This is a genomic window from Candidatus Obscuribacterales bacterium, from assembly GCA_019744775.1.
GTDB lineage: Bacteria > Cyanobacteriota > Vampirovibrionia > Obscuribacterales > Obscuribacteraceae > SBAT01.
Window position 1 is genome coordinate 478,641 of the sequence record JAIETZ010000002.1, and the last position, 13,091, is coordinate 491,731.

8 protein-coding genes are annotated in these 13,091 nt (G+C 48.2%); 3 read left to right on the top strand and 5 right to left on the bottom strand.

Annotated elements, in window-relative coordinates:
• Nucleotides 1-9: 9 nt before the first annotated feature.
• The 3 genes from K2Y22_05570 (at nucleotide 10) to K2Y22_05580 (ending at nucleotide 4,791) form a co-directional block, all read left to right on the top strand.
• Nucleotides 10-1,104, top strand: coding sequence for a DUF58 domain-containing protein (locus tag K2Y22_05570; protein MBX9877908.1), 1,095 nt, complete (start codon nucleotides 10-12; stop codon nucleotides 1,102-1,104).
• Nucleotides 1,105-1,111: 7 nt separating this feature from the next.
• On the top strand, nucleotides 1,112-3,448 hold the full coding sequence (locus K2Y22_05575; GenBank protein MBX9877909.1) for a transglutaminaseTgpA domain-containing protein: 2,337 nt from the start codon (nucleotides 1,112-1,114) through the stop codon (nucleotides 3,446-3,448).
• A gap of 65 nt (nucleotides 3,449-3,513) precedes the next feature.
• The gene (locus K2Y22_05580) at nucleotides 3,514-4,791 is read left to right on the top strand and encodes a hypothetical protein (protein MBX9877910.1); all 1,278 of its coding nucleotides are present in this window, start codon (nucleotides 3,514-3,516) and stop codon (nucleotides 4,789-4,791) included.
• Nucleotides 4,792-4,796: 5 nt separating this feature from the next.
• Here the strand turns inward: K2Y22_05580 and K2Y22_05585 are convergent, their stop codons facing one another.
• The 5 genes from K2Y22_05585 to K2Y22_05605 all read right to left on the bottom strand — a co-directional run bounded on the left by K2Y22_05585 (nucleotide 4,797) and on the right by K2Y22_05605 (nucleotide 13,082).
• Nucleotides 4,797-5,459, bottom strand: a complete 663-nt coding sequence (locus tag K2Y22_05585; GenBank protein MBX9877911.1) for a threonylcarbamoyl-AMP synthase — start codon at nucleotides 5,457-5,459, stop codon at nucleotides 4,797-4,799.
• Nucleotides 5,434-7,437: a ComEC/Rec2 family competence protein gene (locus K2Y22_05590; protein ID MBX9877912.1), complete on the bottom strand. Its 2,004-nt coding sequence runs from the start codon at nucleotides 7,435-7,437 to the stop codon at nucleotides 5,434-5,436. The genes K2Y22_05585 and K2Y22_05590 overlap by 26 nt, the downstream gene beginning before the upstream one ends.
• A gap of 73 nt (nucleotides 7,438-7,510) precedes the next feature.
• On the bottom strand, nucleotides 7,511-10,396 hold the full coding sequence (locus K2Y22_05595; protein MBX9877913.1) for a hypothetical protein: 2,886 nt from the start codon (nucleotides 10,394-10,396) through the stop codon (nucleotides 7,511-7,513).
• A 170-nt stretch (nucleotides 10,397-10,566) separates the two neighbouring features.
• Nucleotides 10,567-11,130 (bottom strand): dCTP deaminase, encoded by a 564-nt coding sequence (dcd, locus tag K2Y22_05600; GenBank protein ID MBX9877914.1) that lies wholly within the window; start codon nucleotides 11,128-11,130, stop codon nucleotides 10,567-10,569.
• A 125-nt stretch (nucleotides 11,131-11,255) separates the two neighbouring features.
• Nucleotides 11,256-13,082: an adenosylcobalamin-dependent ribonucleoside-diphosphate reductase gene (locus K2Y22_05605; protein ID MBX9877915.1), complete on the bottom strand. Its 1,827-nt coding sequence runs from the start codon at nucleotides 13,080-13,082 to the stop codon at nucleotides 11,256-11,258.
• Nucleotides 13,083-13,091: the final 9 nt, after the last annotated feature.

Consider the following 13,091-nt stretch of genomic DNA (forward strand, 5'->3'; position numbering starts at 1 on the left):
ATTTACCTGATGAGCGCATCAGTGCTTGCCTCAGTAATTCTCTCGTGCATATTGCCTTTGCTGATACTGACAGTTATATCTGTACACCAAACAGCCGGCAACAAAGCAACTGCCGGCCAAAATCTAGTAGTTACCATTCACCTAGGACTACATTCGGCAATTGCGCGGCGCATGCCTGTACAATGGTTGCGAGTTAAGTACTTATTTCCTGGTGGCAAGCTGATCAACAAGCCGCTCTTTATCGAGTCTTTGCTTAACAACGCCAACATTCCCTGGGTCATTCGAGATTTGAAACGGGGCGTGTTCAATTTGGGCACCGTGGAAATTGAGACTAGTTTCCCACTGGGATTTGTCTGGTTTAAACGTCTGGTGACACCGGCAAGCATACAAACCATTACTGTTTATCCACGCGTCGTGCCAATCGAGGGATTTTTCCTTTACAGATTGCCTCACTCGGCCGCCGGCGCTGCCGGCTCCTCACGTTCTAACAGATCAACAAGGGCATCAACTTTCACTCGCGGCATAAGAGAATATGTTCGCGGAGACAGCCCAAGACATGTTCACTGGCGCTCAAGCGCCAAACTCGGCCAATTGATGGTGCGCGAATACGAAACCGAAGGACTGCCAATATTCGATGTAGCAATCGACTTACAAGCACCGTGGCAATCAGAAGAGCAATTCGAGCTGGCAGTCACTGCCTGCGCGTCACTTTTGACGCTAGGAATGCAGTTAGGCACATCGCCACAACTAACGATACTACCCGAGCGTGCATACGAAGAATTGAATCTTCCGGCATTACCTGCAGGATTGAGCACACAAATGGAGGTTTTGGCACGGATAACGTCGATGAAACCAGCTACTCGTTCACAAGGACGTCATCCATTTGAAAGAACGGCCTTTGACAGCGAACGTACGCTAGTCTTAGTTAGTCCATCAGGCTTCGAAGAACAGCCACGCAACAATTTATATCTCATTGAAGTCGGTTCTATAACAACAGAAAACGGTCCTCACAAACCGGACCTCAGCACAACAATTTCAACTACAGTACTGCACCGCGCCAGTCGATCTTTGATATTCAACGCGGACGATCTCTCCAACCTATAGAGACAACATGAGCCAGCCACGATCACCAATTGAAGACTCCCTTAGTTTCAGAACTATTACTGCAGCTATGGCTATGGTTGGTATTTTGGCGGCCAGCCAATTGGCCAATACGCCACCGGGTCTGACCCTTTTTGGCATAGCAGGCACAATCATTGGCAGTTTTGTCAGCTATACAAGACGACACAAGCGCAACACCTGGATAAAGTGGGCAATTATTTTGGGCATTCTCATTGTCTTTGCCTCATTCATAGAAGAGATTCTCTATCGAATCAAACTAAACGTAGCCGATGCCAGAGAACCTCTGACAAACATGCTCATCGCCCTACAGGCACTGCACTGCTTCGACTTGCCAACAAGGCGAAGCTTGAATGTTTCGGCTCTTGTCGGACTGACACTGGTAACATCGGCTGCCACCTTAAGTCGAGATCTCACATTCGCCTTGTATGTGGTGGCATTTATGGCCTTCGGCACCTATATGTTTTATCTCGACTGCCTGTCCCGTTCGACAGAACACGCCATTCAAAGTCAATCGGTGAGTATGCTCGGCAAAGATACACTCTTTGGATTGTCGCTGCCAAACAAATACTCCAAAATCGCTATGCTCTCCACCATTCCGCTTTTGAGCATAGGGCTTTTCCTATGTATTCCTAAATTCAACCTCGGACTGATGCACAACATTCGATTGTCGTTGCCTTTTACACTCCGCTTACCAAGCGCAGACAGAATCTACAATCCACTGCTTACACACCATCGCCGAGCCGATGGCAGTCTCGAAGTAAATCCGCTTGCCTACTATGGCTTTTCACAGCAGCTCGATCTGAATTATCGCGGACTCCTCTCTGATCAGGTCGTCGTGCGCGTAGGCAGCCGTGCGGGACATTACTGGAGAGGAATGGCGTTTGACAGGTACGATGGTCACCGTTGGACCATGAGCAGACCAAATGCCACCATTACCAGAGTCGCGGGCGAAAGCTCGGCAATTGTGCTCTCGTCTCTGCCTTTCTTGTCTTTTCCGTCACGAACTCGTTCACAAGACACAGGACAAGTTTTCTATCTCGAATCAGATCAACCTAATCTAATTCTGGCTGCAGCCGTACCATATCAACTGTATTTCCCATCCGGCAACATAGCGGTTGACGAATACGGTTCATTGCGCAGTCCGTCGGTGATGGAACATGACACAATGTACACGGTATTTTCACTGGTGCCCAATTTCAACATAAGCCAATTGCGAAAAATGAGCGAGCTCAACGAAGAAGCCGCTCAGCGCATCAACAAAAGGTACTCAAACTATTTAAGACTGCCTGTCAATCTGCCGGACAAAGTCAGAGCACTAGCAGCAGAAGTAGTGGGCGAGTCAGGCAACAGCTTCGTCAAAGCGGAACGCATTAACTATTTCCTCCAGCGAACCTACAAATACAATCTGAAAATACCACCAACCGACGAGCAGAAAGACGTGGTCACCGACTTTTTATTCGACCAGAAAGAAGGTTACTGTGAACACTTTGCCTCCGCATTTGTTGTCCTTTGTCGCACTCAAGGAATTCCGGCCAGACTGGTAACGGGCTTTACACCAGGTGAGTACAATCCATTTACCGGACTATGGGAAGTGAAAATGTTGGATGCCCATGCTTGGGCGGAAGTCTTTATTCCTACTGTCGGCTGGATGCCCTTTGATCCTACACCAGGCGGTCCGTTGCCAGGCTTGCCGGAGGTAAAAAGCTCATCGCCAGGCAACTATTTATTGGATCAACTCGCATCGTTCACACAAAAGTTGATTGATTTACCACAGGTAAAAGCACTCCTCAACTCGATAGGTACGGCGTTATCGAAACTACTGGTACCAGTAGCAATTGCTTTCGGTCCTATCATTCACTGGTTGGCGAAGACTCTGTGGCCGGTTGCTTCGGCACTTTCGGTTGCCCTTATGGCTTCGCTTTTCTACCAAATGTATAAGCGTGGTCAGACGAACAAGCAGCTCAAGTCGGCAGCCAAATCTTCAGACTACCGTCTTGCCACTCGCGATTACCTGCAAGTATTGGGCGATCTGGAGAAATTAAAAGTTCGCCGCTCACCTTCCGACACAGCCGACGAACTATCAGATAAAGTTCGTGCGGCGCAACCTTTTGTTGCCGCTGAAGATCTACCGAAATTAATAGATGACTTTGCAAATGACTACTCAGAAAGCCGTTTCGGGACGCCTGATAACATGAAGGATTTAGCACCTCTGGCAGGCGAGATTCATCAACAAGTCGTGCAAAACCTAGCCCAACGGCGGTTCCTGGCATTATCAGCCAAAGGGAAAACGCCCTCAAAGCCAACAAATATGTCCAAAAATGATTAATACCTGCCATTTTCAGGTAAATAGAAAGCATGAGTACTCTCAGCTTCTAAACCAGGGACAAGGTTATGGTTCAACAGATAAGAACACAGCAACAGGAATTCGTTCCACCCTATCCAAATACTATTGAGGATACAGGGCTCAAACAAGGCTTTTTGGAAGAACTGCTGCTCAAGGACATTTACCTGGTCAACTACGCACTCGGGCGCGAAATTGCTGCCCGTACGATGTTGCCTTTCAAGCTCATCGAGGAGCTTTTGGAGTCACTCAAGAAGCAAATGCTCATTGAAGTACGCACCGCCGGTGGTTTGGCTGACTATGAATACACACCCACCGAAAAGGGACGCGACAGAGCACGTACTGCTTTTGACTACAACTCCTATGTTGGTGCTTGCCCTGTACCATGGAGCACCTACATCGAGTCAGTTAAAGCGCAAACAATTAGAAGAGAAGCGGTTACACCACGTGACTTGGAAGTAGCTTTCTCCGATATCATGATCAGCCGCAAGACAATTAACGCCATCGGTCCGGCCATCAACGCCGGTCGTGGTATGTTCCTCTTCGGTGAAGCCGGCAATGGAAAAACATCAATTGCTGAACGTATTGTACGCAGCTTTAAAGGTCACATCTTCATTCCACACGCTGTGGAAATTGATGGACAAATCATTCGTGTTTATGATGATCACAGCCACCAGGAAGTCTCACCGGGCAACTACCCGGCAGACTACGATCACCGCTGGGTAAGAATTCAACGTCCATGCGTAGTCGTCGGTGGTGAACTTACAATCGACATGCTTGAGTTACAGTACGACTACACAACCAAACTCTACGAAGCGCCAATTCAGCTCAAGTCCAATTGCGGCTTGCTCCTAATAGACGACTTTGGTCGACAGAGAATTGACCACAAATCACTACTCAACCGTTGGATTGTACCTCTGGAAAAACGCGTCGACTACTTGACCATGCACACAGGCAAGAAATTGGAAATTCCATTCGAGCAGTTGATTGTATTTTCAACAAACTTGAATCCGTCGGATCTCGTTGACGAGGCATTTCTAAGACGTATTCCGTACAAGATTCACATTACGAACCCTACAGAAGACGAATTCAAATGGATCTTCTTGCAGTACTGCCAGAAGACCGGCGTGCCATACAATGAAGAAGCCGTCAACTACTTAATCGAGACACAGTACAGAAGCGGCAAGCGCCAGATGCGCTGCTGTCACCCACGCGACGTGATCGACCAGGTAATCAACCTCTGCTCCTTCCTGCAAGCACCACCACGTCTTTCACGTGAATACCTAGACCACGCCTGCGCCGTCTACTTCGCGGCGATGGGCAAATAGCCAGCTTACAACGACAACGCAGAAAGAAGACTTGCCGCCGGCAGCGCGCCTGCACGTAGCACTCTAGGCTCTGTCCCGCTTACATCGATAATGGTCGATTCCGTGCCAGCCGGAGGCTCGCCGCAATCCGGCATCAGGTAATCTACCTTATCCGAAAGCGAAGCAATTACCTCAGCCATTACCTTCGGAGTGGGTGCACCCGACAAGTTGGCGCTTGTGCTGGCAACAGCGCCATTGGGCAGCAATGCCAACAACGCGCGCAAGGCGCCATGCTCAGGTACTCGCACGCCAACAGTAGTCCCGCCACTCATAATTTCCTTAGGCACGCCAACAGTAGTCCCGCCACTCATAATTTCCTTAGGCACGCGCGCAGACGCCTTTGCTACGATAGTCAGTGCCCCCGGCCAAAACTTCTCGCCAAGTGTCTGTACAACTTCTTGCGCTCCGTCAATAAACGGCAGTATCGACTTCGTATCACTAGCAAGAATAATCAGCGGCTTCGAGCGGTCGCGACCTTTCAATTCATAGATACGCTCAATACCATTGAGTCTGTCCAAGCGACAGACAAGTCCGTAAGTCGTATCCGTCGGAACGACAATAACGCCATTGTCTCGCGACAGACATTCAACTGCCATTGCTTCTTCAATTTCGTATTTGGATGGACCCATTTAAAGCCTCAAAAACCAAACTCTCGCCAGCGCGTTTGGCTATTTTAACGCAACTTGGCAGCTTTCTTGCCATTGCCAACTCTGCCTTTTTGCTAATGCCACGATCTAAAACGAGCCAAACCGTCTTGCAACGCTCAAGGCACCTACCAAATTGCTCATTTGCCAAAAGTCCATTTACAAGATAACTAAATCGCGCACCCTTGAGACAAACTATTAGCGAGTCAATTCCCTCATCTGTGAACTTTGCCTCTCCAACGTTATGTTCATCGATTCTTACAACAGTTGTTTTGCCCTGCGGAATAAATATCGATTCGCCTTTATCCGCGCAAAAAATTCGACAACCATGATAGAGCAGAAATCTTTTCAAGGACGGCAACTCTGTGTCTCCCAGCACATGCGCATTATGATCAGGCTCAAGTACAGCCACTGCATTTTTGAAAAGCACAATTACTACGCTGGAAGAAGCCGGGTGCCAGCCAAGCAGACCGATTGCCAGAATTACCATACACGTAGATTGTATACGCCAACGACCGATTTTAAGAGTGCAAAGAAAAAGCCCAAAAGCGAAATAGTAAAAGATGAGGCACGAAATGCTTGGCGCTCCCAAGACGAGCTTGGCTTGTTCAAACGACGCCATGTACTTGACACAAATCAGAATGGCCGTCAACGGAAACCAAATAATTTTGTCCATAATCCAAATAACACCACCAAGCCAACCTACTAGTTGATTGACTAAAACAAGCAACGACGAGGCAAATCCGCATAGCGTGACTAAATGCACCAGCGGAGCCACAAGGAGATTTGCCGGCAAGAAGAACAATCCCAAGCACCAAAAATAATACAGCTGCAAGGGCAGCACACCCATCTGAGCAATGATAATTACCGAGACAGCTTCAGCAATACCAAAATAATTTCTCGTCTGAAATAATGCACGTCGCAACGGCTCAACACCGCAAATAATTGCCGTCGTTGCAATATACGATAGTTGAAAACCCACGTCGGCAATACACATCGGATCAAGAACTATCGCAGCCACAATTGCCACCGACAAAGCAATCGGCATAGACGCCTGGCGACAGCATGAGCGATACAAAAGCAAAACACACAACATAAGCGCCGAACGCAAAACTGACGGTGACGGTCCAGCCATGACCACAAAAGACAGCATAGTAGCAAAGCAAGCAATATTTCCGAGCCATGTCGAATTTACCGCCAGTCGCACAAGAAACAACGTACAGCCTGTGACAATTGTCAGATTGAATCCGGAAGCAGCCAACACATGCGAAAGACCAACATCACGAAATTGTCTGGTCAATTCATTAGGCAAATTGACTGCCCGATCGCCAATGACCATTGAAGTAAGCAGCGCGCCTTCCGTATCGCCCAGATATTTACGATGAGTGGCAACCAAATTCTTGCGCGAATTCTCGACGGACTCTTTCAACTGATCCCACCAACTATGCTCAGAATTAACCACGCGCAAATCGTTAGCAAGCCAGCCACTTTGCTGAGCACCGTACTTACGCAAATATGTCGTTCGATTAAAATCCCAAGGCTGGCAAGATTGCGGCCTGTCCAAAAGCACCTTTGCTTCAATACTGTCGCCGACATGCAAATTGAATTTACCGGAAAAACGTATCAAATATCGCCCAGTCGAACTGCTAACCACAATCTGCGAACAATTGGCTGACTCTGCAGGCGGCTCTTCTACAACTCCTCGAACGAATACGCAACTACTGTCCACGTGAGGCTTTACTTGTCGCACATTTGCATACGACCAAAACAGCAGAGGAATTGATCCAAGAATAATCGCCGCCTTCCAACTGCGACACAAAAGCCCCAGGGCAGCACCTGTCAAGATAGCAATCGCCACAAAGAAAAATGGCGCTGCCAAACTAGAAAGTGCGGCTCCGGCGACCGCCAGAAGCGCCATGAGCACGACTAGTTGCCTATAGACTAATTGTCTAACGTCAGGCATAAAAACCCCCCACTATAAATACGTAAAAGTGGGAAATTAGTTCAATTCAGAAGTTGTCAGTGTCAGCTACCAACTATTGCTGGTCAGGTGTGCCCTGGTGAATTACCGGCACAGGTTCCTGTGGAGCAAGCTGTGGATGGGGCTGACTCGGATTTACACCTGGACGGTTATACATTTTGAAATTGGTGGACGATAAGCCTTGCGCTAGATCTCTCATTTCAGCAACAGACGGACGTCTACCGTTGGCTGAGATGAACTGCCGTACTCGCGCGTCCATTTCCGCTCTAGGGTCAAGCATTGTTTGGCTTGCTTGCGGTTGACTGTATTGTGGTTGAGCTTGTTGAACCGGCGCAGCAGCTGTCGGCTGCTGAGCTGGAGCTTGACTGGAAGTATTTGGATCAACTGCATCAAGTTTCAATTGTCCAGTTTTCACCAAATAGTCAAATTGATCAACTAAAGAGTCATATATGCCATCTATTTCTGCAGCAGTCGGAACTCTGCCTGTAGTTTTGAATTTGGCAATCTCTTCTTGAATGTGTGAACGAGCATAAGCATCTCTGCGGTTTGCGTAGTCAATTTCTGCTTGCTGCATCTGATTGTTCTGGTCGCCTAGTTGCGAAGCTTGTTGATCAGCAGCCTGTTGTTCGCGCTGAGTCTCAGCAGCAGCAGCCTGGTCTCTTTGTCTATCGGCATCTGTTTGTTGCGGTGGATTTTCGTACTCGCGCAACTCATCGGCTATTGGATTGCGTCCATTTCTAATGGCTGCACGGTTGGCGGCATCGCTTGTGTAATCCGGACCAATGTCGTAAAGTTTGCCGTCGAGAAAATCTTGCAAATGGTGTCCCATTACGGCTGTTTCGGGTAGTCCTGCTTGTTTGACTTTCTGATACAAAGCGTATGCTCTATCAGCTATGCGCTTCAAGTCGGCTTGAGCAGGATCATCGGCAGTCATCTTAGTTCTAGCCCAAGTCAAAGCGGCCATCGTTTCGCCAAAGTAGACTTCAATTGGTTTCATTTCCGAAGTTAGAAATGCTACTTGTTTTGCACTTTCACCTGTAGCGCTTGAATTGAACTTCAATTTGCTCTCGATATGGAGTTCGGCATATGCCAGATCCATCAGGGCTAGATCACGACACAGCTTTGCTTGCAATCTTGGTGTTAGCTCATGTTTAAGCTTTGGATATTTGGCTCTTTCTTTAACATCAGCTCTTAGTTCGTTTACCGCGTCAACGTGACCGGTCCAAAGACGATTTTTAACGTCATCAATGACTTGATCCAACTTTTCGTGCGGTCCAAACACTTCGCTCATAGCGTGATCAACACGATCACCCAAAGCGGTGAGCATTTTCACTTCTTCAGCCGCATTTATCGGCTTGCCATCAGGTTCACCTTCTGGAATTTGTCCATCATGCTTTTGGGCATAGTCGATGCACTGATCAATTTCACGTCTAGCATTTATGAATTTTCGTAGCGCTTCGCCACCCAAATCCACTTGTGTATCTTGTCCGACTGAATCGCCAAGCAACTTCTCGACGCCTATAGCTCCCCATTTCAAGGATCTTTCGCCTGCTGCAAAGTTTACTGCAGCATGAGCGACCGTACCTGAATAACCAGGTTTGCAATGTTGGGAGTCACCATAGACATTTGCCAGAAGTGAAAGTTCGGGCGCTGTTGATACGTTGTTAACTCTAAGCTTAGTGCGACCGACAAATTGGTCATGAAGATTGCCTGGAATCTCCCAAGGATGTTGCAAATCCCAAGGATTCTTCAATACATCTGTTCTGCCGAAGTTACCAAATTCTTTCAACTGGCTGACGGCTTCTTCCATCGCTTCTGTGCTTCTTGTTTTTTGCAAAGCATCAAGAGACACAAGCGACTTGTCGAATTGATTGGCAGGAGTTGGATGCGGGCTCCATTCATTCGCCTTGCGAGCTGCGAACCATGCAGCGATGCCAACGCCACCACCCACCAATAGATTTCTATTGCTTAAAAGATAGGCACCACCACCCGCCAGAGCCACAGCAGCGGAATCCAATCCCCCTTGCTGACACCAGGTAGCATAAGTTGGATTTCTATCCTCAGTCTTAAAGGCTTTATCCATACCATTACCGACAAGCGAAGCTAAACCACCCAAAGCCATAGGTAGACCAATACCGATCGCGGTATCTTTCGAGAGCAGTTTCCCTGATCCAAGTACTAGTCGTTGAATCGGTTTGCTTTTTGCTGCAACGGTGTAAGTTAATGGAACAAGCACACCATCCGTAAACCATTTAAACTCGCCGCCGTGCTTGGACCAAAAACCATCCCCGAAATCGTTGAATCCAAACTGCATAGCGCCTGTTGCTGCGGCACCATAGCCGAAGCCCATAACCATGCGAGCAAGTGTTTCAGGAACATTTTTTCCACGACTGCAAAGCAATACGGCGGTGGCAAAGCCAAGTCCACCCATCCAGTCATTGCCGACTACGTTGGGTGCCCAATCGGTGTATTCTCTGATGCGCTTTTCCTGTTGGATAGCGTTAAATCTGTTTTCTGCTCTTTTACGTTCAATATCATCAGGCGTTGGACCTGCCGGAGCATTACCTCTACGTGCACGTTCTTCAGCAGCACGCGCATTGTCTTCCATGGTCTGGCTTTGATCCGTAGCCATCGGAGCAGGCAACTGCCAGTGTGGGCGTCCATGCACTTTGCGAACGCGACCAGTGCTATCTACTTCTTCCCAAACACGACCTTTGGTATCGGGTACTAATGGATTTTGTTCGCCTTCCATAAACTTCATGGGTGGCTTTGTATAAGGTTGTTGATTCTGTATACCAGAGCGTCCGTAAAGACTGTCTACTTCGGATTGTGCAGGAGTGCCTTGAGCTTGATGAACATCATCGGCTGATCCGGGCCAACGTAATTCGCCAGGGCGCTTGTTGCCTCTGCTCTCGTTGCCTTGGAGTTCCCCTTCACCCATTTGCTGACCTCTCGGAACCACGGTTTACTGGTGTTAGGCAAGTTTAAAGGTGTGCGGACGCCCGGTAAATTCGTGAATTCCCCCAGTAAGGGGGAGAATTCCCATGGATCAGATTAAATCAAAGCGGGCGCATGCAATGCGCTCCTACAATGACAAACGAAAAAGAGATTTTACTTCTTATTCAAGAAATAGAGGCTGTGGGCGGCGATGGACTGACCGTTGTACTTCGCGCCTGGTTTTTCGTTGTAGGCGACCTTACAAGGAGCCGTACGCGTAAAGACCATTTGACCAATAGGCATGCCGGCATGCAGACGCACTGGTCTATTGCCTACGTTGACTATTTCCAAAGTAATTGTTGCCGGTGGATGGCTAAAGCCGGCGTCGATAAATCCGGCGGTGACGTGCACCATAACACCGAGCCTGGCAAGACTGGATTTGCCTGTAATTTGTCCAACAACGTCACGCGGCAAAGTGAAGCGCTCGAGTGTTGCGCCAAGCACAAAGCCTTGTGGTTTCAAAACAATACTTTCTTGAGCAACGTGAACGAGGCCTTCACTGACTGTTTTTGAATCGAAAGGATCAATAACCGTCTCTGATTCGTCATAGAAAGAAAAACGATCGGCTAAGCGAACGTCATAGGAGTTCGGCTGGACAAGATTGTCTTCGTACGGCTCAATTACAAGACGTCCTTCAGCAACTTCTCGTCTTATCTCAAAATCAACAAGTATAGACATGTTGTACTCCCCTTGATGAAACCAGTACTAGCGGAACAAAGGATTGCGACAGAGCAATCCGCTGTGGAGCGTCGGTTGCTGGCTAGCGGCGAAGGCGCTGGCTCGGCAGTGCCGGAGCATAGATATTATACATCGCACTCTTCGCCAGGGGCGCAAAAACGCTTGTTTCCATGGGGAAGACTGGAGCCTAAGCCAAGGTTCAAAACCTGCGCCGGACGGCTCTGGTCGCGGTATACCGTAACTCCCTTAAGTCCGAGATCCCAAGACTTTAGATATGCCTCACGCACATTATCATTTGTTGCATGATGAGCGAAGTTTATAGTCTTTGAAACTCCACTATCGGTGTATTTCTGAAAGGCCGCCTGCATTTTCAAATGCCAGGAATAATCGATGTCGTGCGAACAAACAAAAAGACGTTTCACATCGTCGGGCACTCCTTGCACATTTTCCAGCGTGCCGGTTGCGGCGATTTGACGCATCAAATCTTCGCTATAGAATCCACGCTTGCGCGCGATTGCTTCAAACAATTCATTCACTTCAATAAGTTCTTCACCACCGAGAACACGGCGAATAAAACAGACAGCAAATAGAGGTTCTATACCGGATGATGTTCCGGCAATTATGGAAATGGTACCAGTCGGCGCAATTGCCGTGACTGTAGCATTACGCATCGGTACATTCATCTTGTGCCATTTGCTGTGCGCCCAGTTAGGGAAATTTCCGCGTTCGACAGCTAGCCTGCCGGAAGCTTCATGAGCGTGACGTTGGATGAAAGACATCAACTCCTCAGCCTTGCGAATGGCCGTTTCTGAGTCGTAAACGATATTCATTTTAATTAGCGCTTCCGCCAATCCCATTACACCGACGCCGATACGACGATTGCCTTTTGCCGCCTTTTCTATGAAAGGCATTGGATAGTGATTGGCTTCAATTACGTCGTCGAGGAAACGAACAGCAATTTGCACCATATGCGCAAGTTCTGTCCAATTGAAGTCACTGCCATTCTCATCGACAAATTCGCTGACATTGATAGAACCAAGATTACAGGCATCGCCCGGCCCAAGTGGTTGTTCACCGCAAGGATTAGTTGCTTCAATGTCTTCCGTGCCAGGCAGCACTTGCCCATTTTCATCAAGCGCTTGAAATAGCGGATCCAGCGCGTTTATGCGATCTATGAAAACAATTCCCGGCTCGCCCGTGGCGTGAGCATTTTCCACTATCAGGTCGAACAGATGCTTTGCCTTCACAGTGCGTACAACTTCGCCTGTACCGGGATGCACCAGATCAAAATCACCATCACTACTTACCGCTTGCATAAACTCGTCAGTTACAGCAACTGAAATGTTGAAATTGTTTAGTCTGCTTGTCTCTCTTTTACAGGTAATGAATTGCTCAATGTCTGGATGATCAATGCGTAAAATACCCATATTGGCACCACGCCTGGTACCACCCTGACGAATAGCTTCGGTGGCGGCATCGTACACGGTCATAAAACTAACCGGTCCGGAAGCAACACCAACCGAACTTGAAACTGGATCATTTAAAGGACGCAAGCGACTGAAGGCAAATCCGGTGCCGCCGCCTGTTTTGTGAATGAGGGCAGCGTTTTTACAGGTGTCGAAAATGCCTTCCAATGAATCCGGCACAGGCAAGACAAAACAGGCTGATAATTGTCCGCACTTTTTACCGGCGTTCATCAACGTCGGCGAATTAGGCAGAAATTTATGTTCGTTCATAACCCGGAAAAACTCCTCTTCCAGGTCGGCAATTTCCACTGCATCCATGCCAAAACGGCTTTCTATCGAGGACAGAGCCTTCGCCACGCGACGGAAAAGCCCCTCGGCAGTTTCCACAACTTTACCTAATTCATCGGTCAGCAAATAGCGCTTCTCCAAGACCCTGAGAGCGTTCTTGGATAGTTCTTTTGTAGATGTGCGGCGGTCGTCCATCATTAAAAACCC